This is a genomic window from Anaeromyxobacter dehalogenans 2CP-1 (assembly GCF_000022145.1).
Lineage (GTDB): Bacteria > Myxococcota > Myxococcia > Myxococcales > Anaeromyxobacteraceae > Anaeromyxobacter > Anaeromyxobacter dehalogenans.
The window spans coordinates 4,175,339-4,191,127 of record NC_011891.1 but is presented as its reverse complement, the minus strand read 5'-3'; the positions used below and the strand labels follow the sequence as shown (position 1 = coordinate 4,191,127).

Sequence of the window (15,789 nt, the reverse complement as noted above, 5' to 3'; positions counted from 1 at the left end):
GACATTAGTTCTGGCGGTGCGCGCCGGGATGGCGTATTTGCTCGGGATTCCAACCGTTCGACCGGTCGACCACCGGCCCGCCCGGTTGAGTGCGAGTGCGACGTGCGCCGCCCACGGCATGCGACGGGGCGAGCGAGACACTGGAACGAGGTGCTCAACATGACATCGAAGATCCGGATGGCGGCCCTCCTGCTCCTCGCGACCGCGTGCGCCACGGGCGGCGGCGCGGCCAGGGGGCCGTCGGAACGCTTCAAGCAGGCCGACGAGAAGATGCCGGGCGCGAGCGCGATCCAGGAGGACGCCGAGCGCGCCTTCTACTCCGACGTGCTCGACCACAAGCGGCGCGGTGACATCGCGGCCCAGGCCGGCAACATGGACCAGGCCCGCGCCGAGTGGGCGACGGCCGCCGAGGGGCTCGGCAACTTCAACGATCGCTTCGGCGCGAACGAGTACCAGATCCCGATCCGCTACAACGCCGCCGAGCTGTTCATGCAGGCGCAGCAGTGGGAGAAGGCGGCGCAGGCGGCCGAGCGGACCTCGGCCGATCAGCACGCCGGCCCCAAGACGAAGGCGATCGCGGGCCACCTCGCCGCGCAGGCCTGGCTCATGGCCGCCAACGCGGACGTGAAGAGCGGCAAGCTCGAGCCCATCAAGCTGGCCTACGTCGAGCAGCGCAAGGGCGAGGCGCTGAAGCCGCGCACGCCGCCCGGCGCCTGGAAGCGCTTCGTGGACACGACCGACGTGTACCTCGCGAACATCGACGCCGACCCCGAGCAGCAGAAGCCTGCCGCCGAGCGGCGCCTCGTCCCAGCGCAGCAGCTCGCGCTCATCGCCGCCGAGGTGCAGTACGCGTTCGACAACATGGAGGAGGCGCGCCGCCGCTTCGAGGTGGTGCTGCAGCGCTGGCCGGACGACGCCGACGTGGTCGAGGCGGCCGCGCCGCTCTACCTGCAGACGTTCGCGTTCGCGAAGGACGCCGCCGGGCACGAGGCCGCCACGAAGCGCGTGCGCGACCTGGTGACCGCCCAGCAGCAGAAGGCCACCGACCCGAAGGCCAAGGCGTCCTACGAGAAGGTCCTCCAGGACCTCGGCCGCTCCGAGGCCGGCGCCCGCTTCGCCGAGGCGCAGAAGCTGCTCGAGGCCGGCAAGGCCGCCGACGCCGCCAAGGCGTTCGAGGCGCTCGCCGCGGATCCGTCGAGCGGCGACGTGGCCGGCGCGCTCCACAACGCCGCCATCGCCTGGGACAAGGCCGGCGACGCGGCCAAGGCGAGCGCGCTTCGCCAGCGCATCCTGAAGGAGTTCCCCGAGTCGAAGGTGGCGCCGCAGAACGCGCTGCTGCTCGCCGCCCAGCACTCGAAGAAGGGCGACCACGCCGGCGCGGCCCGCATGTACTCCGAGTTCGTGGAGAAGTGGCCGGGCGATCCGAACCGCTGCGTGGCGCTCCAGAACGTCGCGGCCGAGCTCGACACCGCGAAGAAGACCGCCGACGCCGCCGAGCGCTACCTGGTGTTCGGCAAGGACGCCACCTGCGCCAAGGGCGACCCGAACTTCGCCGCCCGCGCGCTCTACCGCGCCGGCACCCTGTTCTCGTTCGCGAAGAACAACGCCAAGGCCCAGGAGGCGTTCGCGGCCGCGGTCGCCGTGCAGGGCGTCACCGACACCGTGGCGAAGAGCCAGGTCGAGGACGCGAAGCGGCGCCTGAAGAAGTAGCGGCGCCGGGCGCGAGCCCGCCATGGACGCGGCCCGGCCGGCGGACGAACCCGCCGGACCGGGCCGCACCTTTTCCACCCTCCCGCATGGCCGATACGCTCTCCGCCGTCGCCGCCGAGGTCGTCCGCTGCCGCGCCTGCCCGCGCCTGGTGGCGTGGCGCGAGCAGGTCGCCCGCGAGAAGCGGCGCGCCTACCGCGACGAGGTCTACTGGGGCCGGCCCATCCCCGGCTTCGGCGACGCCCGCGCGCGCATCGCGCTGGTGGGGCTGGCGCCGGGTGCGCACGGCTCGAACCGCACCGGGCGCATGTTCACCGGCGACCGCTCCGGCGACTTCCTCTACGCGGCGCTCCACCGCGCCGGGCTCGCCACCCAGCCCACCTCGCGGGCGCGCGACGACGGCCTCGCGCTCGACGGCGCCTGGATCACCTCGGCCTGCCGCTGCGCGCCGCCCGACAACCGGCCCACCCCCGACGAGCTGGCGCGCTGCGCGCCGTTCCTCGACCGCGAGCTCGCGCTGCTGCGCCCTCGGGTGCTCGTCGCGCTCGGGTCGGTCGGATGGGACGCGATCCTGGCCGCGCTGCGGCGCGCCGGGCGCGAGGTCCCGCGCCCGCGGCCGCGCTTCGGGCACGGCGCCGAGCTGCGGTTGGCCGGGCTGCCGGCGGTGCTCGGCTGCTACCACCCCTCGCAGCAGAACACGCAGACCGGCCGGCTCACCGCGGCCATGATCGACGCGGTCCTCGCGCGCGCGATTGCGCTGGCGCGCTGAGCGCCGATCCCGGCGCGAGCGCCGGCGCCCGGTGCGTCCGCGCGCCGGCCGCGGCGGACGTTCCCCGGACCCGATCGCCGCTCGCCGCGCCTGCCGCGCGGCCCGGACCCGCGGATCCACGGGGCGCGGCGGGCGCCCGCCGCTGGCACGCGGGCTGCTGAACGCGCGTGCATGCTCGTGCGCGTGCGATCCGGGGCGGTGCTCGGCGTGAACGCCGTCCCGGTGGACGTCGAGATGGACGCGACGGTCGGGTTGCCCGGGTTCTACATCGTCGGGCTCGCGGCCGGGCCGGTGCGCGAGGCCGAGGTGCGGGTGCTCGCCGCCATCCGGAACCTCGGGGTGAAGCTCCCGTCGAAGCGGGTGACGGTTCGGAGAACCCTCCGCCGGCCTACGATCGCGTCGCGAGCCGGACCAGCACGCGCGAGGTGTCGCGCGCGGCGCGCGAGAGCGCGGCTTCGCCGCCGTCGTCCAGCGAGAGCGCGCCGCGCAGGTCGATCCGGCCGTCCGGGAAGACGCGGATGCCGGTCGCCGCGGTGCGCGGGAACAGGATCTCCACGAGCTGGCGCCAGTCCTGGTCGGTCGCGTCGGCGAGGCGTTCGCGGAGCGCGGCCACCTTCACCTCGAGCTCGGCCGCGACGGCGCTCCGCCGCTCGGCCGACTCGGCCCGCGCCCGGGCGGCGGCGAGCTCCTGCTCGGCACCGACCTGGTGCTCGAGCGCGGCCTGGCCGCAGGCGAGTACCGGCTGACCGGCACGCTCGGGGCGCGGCTCGAGGGGAGCGGCGCGCTGGTGACACGGCAGCTGTTCTCGGCGCCGGCGACGCTCGCCGCGCGGACGCCTCCCGCGGAGCCCTGCCAGGCGCACGAGGATCGCCCCAGCCGCTTCGGCGTGGTCTCGCCCTCGGGGTGGCTCGCCGGCGCCGTCGCCACGCGCCGCGTGAGCCTCTGGCGGTGGCAGGCGGAGGGCGTTGCCACCGTCGCCGGCGGGCCGGGCGGCGCGGTGCTGCTGGTCGGCGCGGCGTTCTAGCCGCGGCCGGTCCGCATCCGCGCGAGGCGCTCCTCGGCACGGGCGTCGGCGAGGTCCTCCTCAGCCGCGACCTGGCGCATCCGGGACCGGCGCCACGCCTTGAGCACGGCGTGCGCCGCCACGTAGAACGACACCCAGGTCAGCGCGAGCCCGACCGGGACCGCGAGGAGCAGGACGAGCGGGTCCACCTAGAGCACCGATCCGCGGTCGCACTCATGCGGCGGAACCTGCTCCTTCGTTTCCGCTAGCACGGTGAGGTCGCACATCTTGCACCGGAAGCCCTTGAGCGTCACCGATCCGCCCAGCGTCGGAACGTCCGTCCGCGTGAACATCTCCGCGACGTACCCGGCCACGATCAGCTTCTTCGAGTTCGACATGGTGATCTCCTCCTCCTGCGGGTGCGGACACGGATCCATGAGGGTCTGACAACCAGTGAGAACACCTAGAGTCGATCGCATGCCCGCCACAATCGCGTAGGCTGTCCTCGTGCCCTCCTGGTGGCGTTGCTCCGAGTGCCGGTGCCCGTGGACGACGGCCGACCGGCGCCGCCGGCGGGCCGGCCTCCCGCCGCTGACGATCGCGGCGAGGACCTGCTCCCCGACCTGCTCGAGGGCCCGTGCCCGCCGGCTCGCCGAGGCGCGCTGGGCGCGCGCGAAGCGCGTCCGGATCCGGGAGCCACGCGGGGCGGCGTGGAGCTGCTCCGAGTGCGGCGTCGGGTGGGGCGAGGCGCTCGAGCGGCGCCGCGCGCGCGGCCTGCGCGAGCTAATGCGGCGGCGCGCCCGGACCTGCTCGCCGGAGTGCGGGATCGCCCGGGCGCGCAGGCGGAACCTCGAGCGCCTCGGCGTCTCGCGCCGTTAGCGATATCGCCTGGAATCGGTCGATAAGTTTGAGAACGGATTACGCTGAGTGATAGGCGTAATTTATGCGACCCGGAAAGCTCTATTACGGCGACAACCTGCCAATGCTGCGCGAGTTCGTTCCGGATGAGTGCGTCGATCTCGTGTACCTCGACCCTCCCTTCAACTCCAACCAGGACTACAACGTGCTCTTCAAGGAGCACGACCTCTCGTCGTCAGTCGCGCAACTCCGGGCGTTTGAGGATTGCTGGCACTGGGACCAGCAGGCGCAGGAGACATACGAGGAGCTGACCGGGCCAGACTCCGTGAACCACGGTATCCCGCCTGCGGTGTCCGTGCTGATCGAAGCGTTCTACAAGGCGCTTCCGCAGAGAAGTGACATGGCGGCGTATCTGGTGATGATGGCGCCTCGGTTGATCGAGTTGCGGCGCGTGCTCGCACGGAGCGGCTCCATCTACTTGCACTGCGATCCGACCGCCAGCCACTATTTGAAACTGCTCATGGACGCCATCTTCGGTCCAGAGCAATTCCGAAACGAGATCATATGGAAGCGAACGCACAGCCACGGTGACCCGCGGCGAAACTTCGGTGCGGTAACCGACACCATCTTGTTCTACACGCGATCTCCCGAGTACCAGTTCCACTGTCAGTATCGCCCGTTCACGGCGGAGTACGCGGCGAAGCGCTTTAGCGGGAAGGACGAGGACGGTCGCGTCTGGCAGTCGGTCACGCTGCGGAGCCCGAAGCCGCGGCCGAACCTGCACTACGCGTATCACGCGAGCAACGGGGTGACGTACCAGCCGCATCGTAACGGGTGGTCCTGCGATCCGGAGAGGATGCGGCAGTACGACACCGCCGGGCGCCTCCATTTCCCGACGAAACGCGGCGGTCAACTTCGCCTGAAGATGTATCTCGATGAGTCGAAGGGCGTGAAGGTTCAAAGCCTCTGGGACGATATCCCTCCCGTGAACTCCCAGGCAGCGGAGCGACTGGGGTACCCGACACAAAAACCGCTCGCACTGCTCGAGCGCATCATCGCGACCTCCTCCTGTCCCGGCGACGTTGTTCTTGATCCTTTTTGCGGGTGCGGCACCGCGGTGGAAGCGGCTCAGCGCCTAGGCCGTGAATGGATCGGTATCGATGTGACGTACTTGGCGATCCGGGTGATCAGAGACCGGCTCGCGAGCGGGTTCCCTGGGATTCAGTACGAACTTGCTGGCGAGCCGCAGGACCTGGAGAGCGCCCGGGATCTGGCCGAGACGGATAAGTACCAATTCCAGTGGTGGGCCGTGCATCGGATCGGTGCGCACCCAGTAGGTGGTGTCCCGGGACGGCGCGAGGGCAGGCGCGGACGCGATCGCGGAATCGACGGGATGATCAAGTTCCGCGCTGACGGGCGAGTCTACGAAATTGTTGTCTCCGTGAAGGGCGGACGCACAGTTACGCCAGCCAACGTACGAGAACTTCACGGCACAGTTCAGCGAGAAAAGGCCGCGATGGGCGTGCTTGTCACGATGCAGGATCCGACGCAGGAGATGCGGGTCGAGGCGGCGCGTGCGGGCATGTGGAAAGACCCTCATACCGGGCGCAAGTACCCTCGGCTTCAGATCGTATCCGCGTCAGACATCTTTGCCGGGCGGCGGGTCGACTATCCCGGCGTCGAAATTACCGAAACCACGCCGCCCGCCGGTGGCACCTTGGTGCTGCCGGGCATGGCGCTACCCGCGCCGCCTCCGCGCCGAGGGATGCTTGTTACCGTTCCTGAGCACTCGTCAGAAACGGCCACGCCCTTAATACGTGAACAGGCGGGACGACCGTCTGAGGAGGCCATCGGGCAGCCTCTGCGAACAAAGGGAAAGCGGTGAAGTGAACCTGCGCGCATGGAAGCGCGACCTACTGCACGACGCGCTGCGGGGTCGGGCGCCGCAATCACCCGGCCGCGATCTGCGGCAGGTGCCAGCGCGCGCGGGGCCGAAACGGTCCGGGGGGTGTGGCCGCTCAACGACCCGGCGCGCGAGGCGGACCGAGTGTAAGGGATCGCTTCCGCGCAGGGGTAGGCAACTGCTGTGCGGCGATGTGCGTGGCGTCGGCCCGTCGTGACCGAACCGACCATCAGGCGCGTCAGCGCCGGCAGCCCGCGGCACCCTTGCGCCGGTTCTCTCGCGTGGTGAGCCACTGCATGTTCGAGGCGGCGTCCGAGCCACCGCAGGCGAGCGGCGTCACGTGGTCCACCTCGTAGCCCGGGCACGCGCCCAAGCTGCGGCCCGTCGATGGGCAGGGGTGCGAACGCCGGAACGCGGCCTTCGCCGAGCTGCTCCGCTTGACCTTCCCGTGATGATCGCGCGGCGTGTACGAGGGCGTCGGCGTTCGCCGGTACGTCCGCGGCGGGTGGCTGCGGACGGCGCCCGAGCCCGGCGAGCTCCGGTAGTGCGGCGCGACGTACGTCCCGTTCTTCCGGTAGTAGCCGCGGACGTGGGTGCCCGCGTCAGCGGCCGTCGGCACCAGCAGCGGAGCAGCAGCGAGCGCGGCGACCAGCGCAACCGTGGTCCTGGTCATGGAGCCCCGGGAGAGTTGAACGTGGGGCCGAGTGGGGGTGACGTCTCGCTGTCGCGGCGTGTGCGTGGCGGTAGCAGCGTCTCCGCGCGGACCGTCAACCGTCTCACCCAGCGTCGCCGCGACGTACCGTGAACAGGCGACAGCTGACGCTGTCGGGCGCACGGTCGGACACACATTGGGGTCACATCGCAGGGACTTCGCGTTCTGCCGTAGCCGAGAGACGTCATCGTTCCAGTGGAGACGTTTACTCCGAGAGCGGTTCGCCCGGTATATTGCCGCCGGATGTCGGCACCCTCTCGCCTAGCGGAGGACATGTGAAGATTCGGTATCTTGGATTCGCGCTCGAGGGTGAAGGGCCGCTGGGCCTTCCGGAGTTGACCACCTTCCTCCAGAAGGCTTCGCCAGCGCGGTTTGCGCTCTATGACCGGATCATCCGCGTAGCGAAGAAGGACGGCTATTTCGTTGGCCTAGTCCTGTCGACCAAGGATCAGCGGCAGGTGTGCGAACTCGCCAAGGAGAACCTGGTCATCGAAGTCAGAGAGGTCGCCGCTGGACGCGCCGTCATCGACTTCAACTTCTTCGTGATCAACGAGGCGACGCGTCGAGGTCTGTACCAGCACTACCATCAGTCGATGGGGGTTCGTAAGTTCGGCGAGTACCTCGACCATCACCTCAAGCAGCTGGTGCGGCGCGAGGTTGAGAGCGCGATCTCGGCAGCCGAGGCCAGCGGCGAGGTCACCGAGAAGAAGAAGAAGACCATTCGGGCGGGGCTGTCGAGCAGGCTGAAGCTGACCCAACTCGTTCGTAACGAGGACGTCCCCGAACTGGTCGAGGCGATGAGTCGTGTGAAGCGGCTCCGCATTGACTTCGGCGCTCTAAAGGCTCAGCAAGCGCCCTTGTTTGCTCCTGTCATGAAGGACCTCATCACGCTCGCGCGAGAGGAGTACGTCTTCGACCGAGACAAGAGCCAGAGCAAGGTGAAGGCTGCGGTACTCTCCGTGTTGAAGGGTTTGTCCGACGCGAAGGGTAGAATCGTGGGCGACGACGAAGATGGACACGAGCAGATCATCAACCTGCTGAACAACTACGAGAAGTTCGGCGACGTCGAGTTCGGCCAAGCAGCTAAGACGATGAACCTGAAGGTCGAAGAGTTTGCGAAGTCGGCGATGATCAAGGCGCTGTTGGACGCGGCGAAGAAGAACAAGGACATCTTTGAGGTGCAGTGATGCGGTCCCTGTTCGTCTGGGTGTTCGTCTTTGGCGTGTTTGCGGTGGGCGCTCTGCCGGCGGCAGTCGCCGCGTGGTGGTTCCATCACGCTCTGCCGGCGCCTGGTTCTGGGCAAGTTGACCCAGTCTTCGAGTTCTTTACGAAGAACATGCGCGGTAGCTTCTTCGCCGGATTCCTAACAATCGGCGGCTTCATGCTGTCGCTGAAGACGTTCGTGCTCGTGAAGATGAAGGAGGGGCTGTACGACTCCGCCGCCTACAAGGAGCACGCGGAACGGGCTCGAGCGTTCGGACACACCGAGTCACACTACGCACCGCTGAGGCGGCTAAGTCATCTCTTGTTCTTCTCCATCCTTGCCGCTCTTGTAACGTCAGCGCTTCAGTTGACGGTTGGGCTTATCCCGCGCTGGTGGGCGGCGGCAGCGTGCCTGTCGTTCGCGGGTGGCACTATCGTTCTGCTCCTAGTGTCGCTCCTACAGATCAAGCAGAACCTCGATGTGTGGTTCACGTCCCTCGACGAGGATGCTGGCAAGCAGTCTGCGACCAGGCCACAGTAGTTCGTGCTGGTTTCCCCGCCGGGTCCCGTGCAGCGGGAACGAATACTCGCCAGGGACACATCGACATGACTAGGACGTCGCGACGTCTTGTGAAGGCACTCGCCTCCGGGCGTCGATGACGCACTGCAAGAGACTGAGCACCATCGCATCGACCGTAGCGCCAGTCATCAGCGAATCTGCGATGGATGTGGCCACGTCCGCGACCACGAAGTCGACGCGCTCACGGCCAACGCAGTCGTAGCGGTCGTCGCTAGAAGGCAGAGGAATCCCGCCATCGCGGCGCAGGCCTCGCGAAGCTGCTCCGCGAAGGCGGTACGCTTCCATCTCCGACGCCGGGCTGGTGGGCGGCAGCAGCGCGCCGCGGCCCGGCGAGATCTCCCTCGCGCACCACGGGGTCCTGTTCCTCGACGAGCTCCCCGAGTTCCGGCGGCACGTGCTCGAGGCGATGCGCCAGCCGCTGGAGGACGGGGAGGTGTGCATCGCGCGCGCGGGACGCTCGGTCACCTACCCGTCGCAGGTGATGCTGGTGGCGGCGATGAACCCGTGCCCGTGTGGCCACCACGGCGATCGCACCCGCGCCTGCCACTGCACCGCGCACGAGCTGGTGACGTACCGGCGCCGGATCTCCGGCCCGCTGCTCGACCGCATCGACCTGCACGTGGACGTGCCGGCGGTGCCGCCCGCGCTCCTGTCCGGCGGCGCGCCCGGGGTGCCGAGCGCCGAGGTGCGGGCGCGCGTGGCGCGGGCCCGCGAGCGGCAGGCGGCGCGGGCCGGCCCCGCACCGCGCCGGTGAACGCGCGGCTGCGCGGCGCGGCGCTGCGCCGGATCTGCGCGCCGGACGCGGCGGGGCGGCGCCTGCTCGACGACGCGGTGGCGCGGCTCGGGCTGTCCGCCCGGGCGCACGACAAGGTGCTGCGGGTGGCGCGCACCATCGCCGACCTGGAGGGCGACGAGGCCGTGAAGGCGGCGCACGTGGCCGAGGCGATCCAGTACCGCGCGCTGGACCGCCCGCTCCTGTGATCCACGCCGCCCGCGGGCGGCACCACCCCCGCCGCCGGCGGGAGAAGCGAGGCAGGACGTGAGCAAGCTGAGCGAGAAGTGGAAGGCGCTGGGCCATGCCGTGGCCGGCATCGAGAAGCAGTTCGGGAAGGGCAGCACGGATTCCCGCGCGCGGGTTCCCGCTCCGGCTGGTCGTTCCACGCTCGGCGCCATGAAGGCGAAGAAGACCGAGCTGGTGTTCCCGACGGCGCTGCCCACGACGGCGCCGTCGGCGGTGAACGTCGCACGCTGGGAGCAGAGGAGCTGTGGGAGATCGCGGCCGACCTCTGCCGCGGGCGCGACCCGCACCAGGTGCTCTGGGCGCTGCTTGTCGGGCGCGCCGACACGAGCCCAGACGGCACCATCACCCTGCGTGATGAAGTCGACCGAAGCGGGGCTAAAATCTGCAGCAGTTCGATGGACTTACGGCGCCGCCCTCCCTCGATGTCAGACCATCGTGGTTAGATGTGAACCAGCCAGTGTACCTGGCGCGCAGGTGCTCGGAGTGTCCAGGAGTCCGGTAACGAGTTACGTCCGCGACAACATGCCGCGATCCTGCGCAACCTCTTGACGGCAGAGGGGTTTTCGAGCTGGACGTGTTACGCGGAACGTTTCTCAGATTGACTGTAACGTTACGGGGCTTAGTATCGACTTCACCATGGGGCGACGTGAGCAGGTCATCGAGTTGTCGATGCAGATCGCGAAGGCGCGAGACGAGGTGGCGCGACTGGAGCGTCAACTCGACGCGCTGCTCCACGGCGAAGATCGGGCTCAGGAGCCCGCTGTCGTGTCCAAGGAGCTTCCCGCACTCTCGGCGCGAGACGTGGAGGTGCTCTACCATCCATCTCGTGCGTTCGGAGGTGGTGCTGCCCGGGAGGTCTCCGTCGCGACCCAGATCGTCAAACTCTTGGACGAGCACCCTGACGAAACCTTCTCGCCGTCTACGATCGCACGCGCGCTGGGACTCCCGCGCGCCGGCTCCGCCGTGCGAGTTGCGCTGCACCGGCTCCGACAGGACGGGAGCATCTTGTCCCATGGTCGCGGCGAATTCTGCTCGCGGCAACATCAGTGCGAGGTGGTGATGAAGAGGAACTAGTAGCAGGGAAGACGGTGAGGGCCCGCGGTTGCAGCCGCAGGCCCTCGGAGACATCAGCAGCCCAGTCTCGATCCGACGACGTGGGGTGAACGGGCGGAATTTCGTACTTTCCGCCTTCCTCGTCAAGGACCCCGGAACAAGCGGCTGCCTGGAACGGCACGGACACTGGCCTGCCGAGAACGGGAAGACTGCGCGTTTCGCCTGAATCGACCGCAGGCGCGAACACTTAGTCCCGCGGCCGAAATCCGGTGTGGGCCCACCCGCGCATTTCGCGCTGGGTGTAAGCCGCGCACCAGCGTCCTTAATGAGGAGAGTAGCTTATGGAAGCAGATCAGAAGTTCAACATGGAGTTCTCCGAGCAGCACTACGTCCCGGTCCTGAAGTGGAAGCGCGGGGAGGCGCGCGCGTTGAAGGACCTCGACCCCGCCGTGAAGGCGGCCTGCACGCCCTTGGTCGAGGTCGTTCCCGTCCCCACCGACCCCGAGACCGGCGCCGCCAAGAAGACGTTGTCCAAGCACCTGGACGACGCCATCGCGGAGATGAAGTCGAGTTGGGGCACGGCCCACCCCGTCTTCGTGGACATCCGCCTCCTGCCGCCGAACCAGGCGACGGGGGCCACGCTCACCGGGCTCTTCGACCGGCTCCGTGCGGCGGCCATCCTCGCCATCCCGGTCATCTCGACCGGCGCGACCCAGGACATCCTCCAGGCCGCGGCCGGCATCCACAAGAAGGACCGGCGGGGCGTCTGCCTGCGGGAGGGCCTCGACGCGGTGATGGCGCCCGCGTTCCCGGTGGCCGTGAGCAAGGCGCTGCTGGCCACCGGCGTCACGCAGAAGACGGCTGACGTCGTCATCGACATGCAGGACGTGTCGGCCAACAAGACGACCGTGAACGCCGCGTTGGCGGCGAGCGCCATCGGCAAGGTCCCGAACCTGAAGGCGTGGCGGACGTTCACCATCGTCGCCACGGCGTTCCCGTTGAACCTGAGCGGCATCGCACCCGGGGTCCACACGCTGCCTCGCGCGGAGTGGGCGCTCTGGAAGGCCCTCGGCTCCCTCCCGAGACGGCCCACCTACGGCGACTACGCCGTCGCGCACTGGGACCTCCAGGAGCTGGACCCGCGCGTCATCCTCATCAGCGCCAGCATCCGGTACACGAGCGATGACGAGTGGGTCATCTTCCGCGGCCGGAACGTCAAGAACTACGGCTTCGGCCAGTTCACCGCGCTGAGCAAGCTGGTGGTCAAGCACCCGGCGTACTGCGGGTCGGCGTTCAGCGCGGGCGACGACTACATCGCGGCGTGCGCCAGCGGGACCGTCGGGTCGGGCAACCACGAGACGTGGCGGCGGGTCGCGACCAACCACCACATCACGTTCGTGGTGGACCAGCTCTCCAAGCTGGCCCTCGGCGCTTCAGTGCCCGCCGCACCCGCGAGCGGAGCTGCGTCGAACTAAGGCGCTCCACGAGGGCGCCGTAGAGAGCGCGGCGGGGCTTGCCTCTGAGCCCTGCCGCGCAGCCCATCTCCTCCAAGATGGCCAGGGCCTCGTCGCGCCACAGCAGCATCGCGACGGCCTTCAGGTCGAGGTTCCGGTTCGACCGGGCGCGCCGGACGGACCGGAGCCTTACCTGCCCGGGCGCGACCTCGATGGCCTCACAGAGCCCCCACCAGTCCGGCACCTGCCGCTCTGCAGCCGCGAGGTGGCGGCCGGCGACCAGGGTGACTCGGTCGAGGACGCGGCCGTACATCTCGGCCTGCACGGGAAGCCGGTCGAGCGTGTCCGAGTCGCTCTTGATCTCGTAGCCGTGGATGGTCCCGTTCACGACCGCGACGTCCACGCGGACCACGCCCCAGTTCAACCCGAACTCGTCGATGACGATCGTCTCCGGGTCGTCGCGATGCCGCGCGAGTACCGTCTCATGTAGCGCAAGGCGAACGTCGAGGTCGCGCACGGTGCGCATCCTAACGCGCCGTCTCGAAGCGAGCCAACCCGACGACGCTTCTAGCCGGCCGGCGGAGCGATCCTCTCCCGCTGGTCGTCCAGCGCCGCGGCCGGGGCTGCGGCTACACCGACGTCGGGACGGCGCGCCCAGCCAGCTTCGCGAGCAGCCAGGGCACCCCGATCGCGATGATGACGAGGAGGGCCGCGACGGAGAGCGCACCCTCCACCGCCGCGTCATGCCGGCGCTGCTCGCGCGAGGGCGGCAGCGCCTTCACGCCGTTGCGGTCGCGGTACGCGCGGGCGGTGAGATCCTGCCGCTCGCGGTTGCATCTCGTGTGCGCGGGCCGGAGGTTGTTCAGGCGATCCGTGCCGCCGTTCGCTCGGGCGCCGGCCGCAAGGGAGCGCAGGCGCGCTGGGGGAAGGGCCAGAACGACGGAGGTGCATCGTGACGATCGCGACCGCCCCGAGCACGGGGCCGAGGTTCATAGAGCTGATCAGGGTGTCCACCTCCGCTCAGGCGGACCGAGACACGCCCGAGGACCAGCGCGCCGCCTTGAAGCGCCTGCGTCTCGCCCGGCCCGGGATGCTCGTGGAGACGATCGAGTTCGCCGTGAGCGGCGCCAAGGCCACCGCGGACAGGCCGGACATCCGGCGGCTCGCCCAGCTCGCGGACGAAGTCGGCTTCGATGAGGTGCGGGTCCGGCATCTCGATCGCCTGACTCGGCACGCCGACCCCGACGAGCAGGAGGCTGTCTTCGGCATCATCCGCCGCGCCCACGCTGTCATCGTGGAGGCCGATGGATCCATCACGGACCCGCGCACGATGACCGGCCGGATCTTGGCCATCGTCCGGGCAGAGGGCGCAGCGGAGGAGCGCCGGAAGATCGTGGAGCGTACGGTGGCCGGGAAGCGGCGGGCAGCGCAGGAGGGGCGCCTCATCATCGGGTTTCCGCCGTACGGCCGGCGCTTCGACAAGATGCACGGGTGGACGCTCGACCCGGAGCGCGCCGAGGTCTACCGGTCGATCTTCGAGATGTGCCTCGCCGGCATGTCGCTCAGGGAGATCGCGGAGGTGCTCAACGCGAAGGGGATCCCGAGCCCGCTGGGCAGAGGGGATCGGCGGTGGCTGAAGCGCACGGTGGCGCATCTCATCCACTCGCCGGGCGCGGTGGGGCGCTACACGACGTACGGCGCCACGACCCAGCTCGAACCCATCGTGGATCAGGTGACGCAGCGGCGGGCCATCGCCCAGCTCACGCTGAACAACAAGCTCTCGGGTCCGCGGCCGAAGGTGTTCACCCTGCTGCGCAAGCTCGCCTCGTGTGGCGAGTGCGGCCGCGCATCTACGCAGCGTTGTCGGGTGGCGGAGACGGGCGCCGGGAGCGGAAGTACTTCTGCCCGCGCGGGTGCGGGCGGGGGAAGCCGCGCATCGCTGTCGCGGACGTGGACGCGCGACTCGTGGCCTCGCTGACCAGGGCCTTCTCCGATCCGAGGATCGTGCGGGAGGGGCTGCGGAGGCAGGCCGAGGCGGAGCGCTCGCGAGCCGGGCGTGACGATGCGAAGCAGGAGGTCGCCGCCGCCGAGAAGAAGCTCCGCACCCTGGACCGGCAGGAGCGGACGCTCGTCCACATGCGGACGCTCGGGCAGGTGCGCGAGCGCATCTTCGAGGCGGAGTTGAAGGGCATCCGGGCGCAGCAGAACGCGGCGGAGGCGGCTCGGGACGCTGCCCACGCGCGGATGGCCGCGGCCGAGGCGGCACCGATCAACGAGGAGGAGATGGAACAGACGGTCGAGAAGATCCGCGAGGGCCTCTCGTACGGCTGGCCGGACAGCGCCTTCGGTGCCCCCCGTGACGCAGAGGAGGCCGCCGTCTACGAGAACGTCAAGGCGTCGTGGCGCAGGATCCTGGAGTGGCTCGTGGGGCCGGGCGGCGAGATCCTCCTCTTCCCGGACGGTTGGCTGGAGGTGAACGGCGTGGTGACGTCGGGTGGCACGAGCGGCGGCGGAGGCGGAGCGATCGGACGCGGTGATCCGTTCAGAGCTTCGGGAAGGGCAGCATCATGCGGCTGGGGGAGGCGGAGGAGCCGGCGGCGATGCCGGTGGTGCCGAGCGGCTCCATCGGGCTCGACCTGGCGCTCGGCGTGGGCGGGCTCCCTCGCGGCCGCGTGGTGGAGATCTTCGGGCCGGAGTCGTCGGGCAAGACCACGCTCGCGCTGCACGCCATCGCCGAGGCGCAGAAGGCGGGCGGGGTGGCCGCCTTTCTCGACGCCGAGCACGCGCTCGACGTGGGCTACGCCCGAAAGCTGGGCGTGAACCTGGGCGAGCTGCTCGTGTCGCAGCCGGACACCGGCGAGCAGGCGCTGGAGATCGCCGAGCAGCTCGTCCGCTCCGGCGCCTGCGACGTCATCGTGGTGGACTCGGTGGCGGCGCTCGTCCCCAAGGCCGAGATCGAGGGCGAGATGGGCGACGCGCACATGGGCGTGCAGGCGCGGCTCATGAGCCAGGCGCTCCGGAAGCTCACCGGCGTCGTCTCGCGCAACCAGACCCTCGTCGTCTTCATCAACCAGATCCGGATGAAGATCGGGGTCATGTTCGGGAACCCGGAGACCACCACCGGCGGCCACGCGCTCAAGTTCTACGCCTCGGTGCGCATGGACATCCGGCGCATCGGCCAGGTGAAGGAGGGCGACGCGGTGGTGGGGAGCCGCACGCGGGTGAAGGTGGTGAAGAACAAGGTCGCGCCCCCGTTCCGCGAGGCCGAGTTCGACATCCGCTACGGGGTGGGCGTGGACCGCTTCGGCGAGGCGGTGGACCTCGGCGTCGAGCGCGGGGCGGTGGAGAAGTCCGGCGCGCACTTCTCGATGGATGGCGAGCGGATCGGGCAGGGTCGCGAGCGCGCGGCGGAGTGGCTGCGCGCGAACCCGGCAGCCTTCGAGCGGCTGGTGGAGCGGATCAAGGCGCCGGGGGCACCGACCCCGCTGGCGGTCGTCGCGGCCGAGGCGGCGGGGTAGGCACGCG

General features: G+C 69.6%; 17 protein-coding genes and 2 pseudogenes. 13 read left to right on the top strand and 6 right to left on the bottom strand.

Annotated features, from left to right (window positions below; translation table 11 throughout):
- Positions 1-159: 159 nt before the first annotated feature.
- The 3 genes and pseudogenes from A2CP1_RS19005 to A2CP1_RS23990 form a co-directional block, all read left to right on the top strand.
- Complete coding sequence (locus A2CP1_RS19005) at positions 160-1,710, top strand: tetratricopeptide repeat protein (RefSeq protein WP_012527669.1); 1,551 nt, start codon at positions 160-162, stop codon at positions 1,708-1,710.
- A gap of 86 nt (positions 1,711-1,796) precedes the next feature.
- Positions 1,797-2,477, top strand: a complete 681-nt coding sequence (locus A2CP1_RS19000; RefSeq protein WP_015934854.1) for a uracil-DNA glycosylase — start codon at positions 1,797-1,799, stop codon at positions 2,475-2,477.
- 171 nt (positions 2,478-2,648) lie between these two features.
- A pseudogene (locus A2CP1_RS23990) lies at positions 2,649-2,834 on the top strand (magnesium chelatase domain-containing protein); the annotation flags it as partial.
- Between the two features lie 31 nt (positions 2,835-2,865).
- Here the strand turns inward: A2CP1_RS23990 and A2CP1_RS18995 are convergent.
- Positions 2,866-3,090: a hypothetical protein gene (locus tag A2CP1_RS18995; protein ID WP_015934853.1), complete on the bottom strand. Its 225-nt coding sequence runs from the start codon at positions 3,088-3,090 to the stop codon at positions 2,866-2,868.
- Positions 3,091-3,183: 93 nt separating this feature from the next.
- On the opposite strand from A2CP1_RS18995, the gene A2CP1_RS18990 reads away from it, so the two are divergent.
- A complete protein-coding gene (locus A2CP1_RS18990) occupies positions 3,184-3,501 on the top strand; it encodes a hypothetical protein (protein ID WP_015934852.1) in 318 nt (105 codons plus the stop codon).
- On the opposite strand, the gene A2CP1_RS18985 is transcribed toward A2CP1_RS18990, so the two are convergent.
- Positions 3,498-3,689: a hypothetical protein gene (locus A2CP1_RS18985; RefSeq protein WP_015934851.1), complete on the bottom strand. Its 192-nt coding sequence runs from the start codon at positions 3,687-3,689 to the stop codon at positions 3,498-3,500. The two genes, A2CP1_RS18990 and A2CP1_RS18985, sit on opposite strands and share 4 nt — an antisense overlap.
- On the bottom strand, positions 3,690-3,878 hold the full coding sequence (locus tag A2CP1_RS18980) for a C1 domain-containing protein (RefSeq protein WP_015934850.1): 189 nt from the start codon (positions 3,876-3,878) through the stop codon (positions 3,690-3,692). It abuts the gene before it with no gap.
- A gap of 545 nt (positions 3,879-4,423) precedes the next feature.
- Here A2CP1_RS18980 and A2CP1_RS18970 point away from each other — a divergent pair.
- Positions 4,424-6,223: a DNA methyltransferase gene (locus A2CP1_RS18970; protein ID WP_015934849.1), complete on the top strand. Its 1,800-nt coding sequence runs from the start codon at positions 4,424-4,426 to the stop codon at positions 6,221-6,223.
- Positions 6,224-6,479: 256 nt separating this feature from the next.
- On the opposite strand, the gene A2CP1_RS18965 is transcribed toward A2CP1_RS18970, so the two are convergent.
- Positions 6,480-6,914 (bottom strand): HNH endonuclease signature motif containing protein, encoded by a 435-nt coding sequence (locus tag A2CP1_RS18965; RefSeq protein WP_011422675.1) that lies wholly within the window; start codon positions 6,912-6,914, stop codon positions 6,480-6,482.
- 314 nt (positions 6,915-7,228) lie between these two features.
- Between A2CP1_RS18965 and A2CP1_RS18960 the strand changes: the two genes are divergently transcribed.
- The 6 genes from A2CP1_RS18960 (at position 7,229) to A2CP1_RS18940 (ending at position 12,285) form a co-directional block, all read left to right on the top strand.
- Positions 7,229-8,140: a hypothetical protein gene (locus A2CP1_RS18960; protein WP_011422674.1), complete on the top strand. Its 912-nt coding sequence runs from the start codon at positions 7,229-7,231 to the stop codon at positions 8,138-8,140.
- A complete protein-coding gene (locus A2CP1_RS18955) occupies positions 8,140-8,697 on the top strand; it encodes a hypothetical protein (RefSeq protein WP_011422673.1) in 558 nt (185 codons plus the stop codon). Before A2CP1_RS18960 ends, A2CP1_RS18955 begins: the two co-directional genes overlap by 1 nt.
- A gap of 340 nt (positions 8,698-9,037) precedes the next feature.
- The gene (locus A2CP1_RS18950; protein ID WP_049771378.1) at positions 9,038-9,490 is read left to right on the top strand and encodes an ATP-binding protein; all 453 of its coding nucleotides are present in this window, start codon (positions 9,038-9,040) and stop codon (positions 9,488-9,490) included.
- Positions 9,487-9,717: a magnesium chelatase subunit ChlI family protein gene (locus A2CP1_RS23840; RefSeq protein WP_049771377.1), complete on the top strand. Its 231-nt coding sequence runs from the start codon at positions 9,487-9,489 to the stop codon at positions 9,715-9,717. The genes A2CP1_RS18950 and A2CP1_RS23840 overlap by 4 nt, the downstream gene beginning before the upstream one ends.
- Positions 9,718-10,426: 709 nt before the next feature.
- Positions 10,427-10,831, top strand: coding sequence for a hypothetical protein (locus tag A2CP1_RS18945; protein WP_232287335.1), 405 nt, complete (start codon positions 10,427-10,429; stop codon positions 10,829-10,831).
- Between the two features lie 320 nt (positions 10,832-11,151).
- Positions 11,152-12,285, top strand: coding sequence for a beta family protein (locus A2CP1_RS18940; protein ID WP_015934848.1), 1,134 nt, complete (start codon positions 11,152-11,154; stop codon positions 12,283-12,285).
- On the opposite strand, the gene A2CP1_RS18935 is transcribed toward A2CP1_RS18940, so the two are convergent.
- Positions 12,200-12,790: a sce7726 family protein gene (locus tag A2CP1_RS18935; RefSeq protein WP_015934847.1), complete on the bottom strand. Its 591-nt coding sequence runs from the start codon at positions 12,788-12,790 to the stop codon at positions 12,200-12,202. The two genes, A2CP1_RS18940 and A2CP1_RS18935, sit on opposite strands and share 86 nt — an antisense overlap.
- A 103-nt stretch (positions 12,791-12,893) precedes the next feature.
- Positions 12,894-13,046, bottom strand: coding sequence for a hypothetical protein (locus A2CP1_RS23525; protein ID WP_015934846.1), 153 nt, complete (start codon positions 13,044-13,046; stop codon positions 12,894-12,896).
- 170 nt (positions 13,047-13,216) lie between these two features.
- Here A2CP1_RS23525 and A2CP1_RS18930 point away from each other — a divergent pair, with 170 nt between their 5' ends.
- A complete protein-coding gene (locus tag A2CP1_RS18930) occupies positions 13,217-14,242 on the top strand; it encodes a recombinase family protein (protein WP_015934845.1) in 1,026 nt (341 codons plus the stop codon).
- A 565-nt stretch (positions 14,243-14,807) separates the two neighbouring features.
- Positions 14,808-15,782, top strand: a pseudogene (recA, locus tag A2CP1_RS18925) (recombinase RecA); the annotation flags it as partial.
- Between the last annotated feature and the right edge of the window lie 7 nt (positions 15,783-15,789).

Coding starts and splice junctions, on each gene's coding strand:
- A2CP1_RS19005 (WP_012527669.1), top strand. CDS start 160: ATGACATCGAAGATCCGGATGGCGGCCCTCCTGCTCCTCGCGACCGCG.
- A2CP1_RS19000 (WP_015934854.1), top strand. CDS start 1,797: ATGGCCGATACGCTCTCCGCCGTCGCCGCCGAGGTCGTCCGCTGCCGC.
- A2CP1_RS18980 (WP_015934850.1), bottom strand. CDS start 3,878: ATGTCGAACTCGAAGAAGCTGATCGTGGCCGGGTACGTCGCGGAGATG.
- A2CP1_RS18970 (WP_015934849.1), top strand. CDS start 4,424: ATGCGACCCGGAAAGCTCTATTACGGCGACAACCTGCCAATGCTGCGC.
- A2CP1_RS18965 (WP_011422675.1), bottom strand. CDS start 6,914: ATGACCAGGACCACGGTTGCGCTGGTCGCCGCGCTCGCTGCTGCTCCG.
- A2CP1_RS18955 (WP_011422673.1), top strand. CDS start 8,140: ATGCGGTCCCTGTTCGTCTGGGTGTTCGTCTTTGGCGTGTTTGCGGTG.
- A2CP1_RS18945 (WP_232287335.1), top strand. CDS start 10,427: ATGCAGATCGCGAAGGCGCGAGACGAGGTGGCGCGACTGGAGCGTCAA.
- A2CP1_RS18940 (WP_015934848.1), top strand. CDS start 11,152: ATGGAAGCAGATCAGAAGTTCAACATGGAGTTCTCCGAGCAGCACTAC.
- A2CP1_RS18935 (WP_015934847.1), bottom strand. CDS start 12,790: ATGCGCACCGTGCGCGACCTCGACGTTCGCCTTGCGCTACATGAGACG.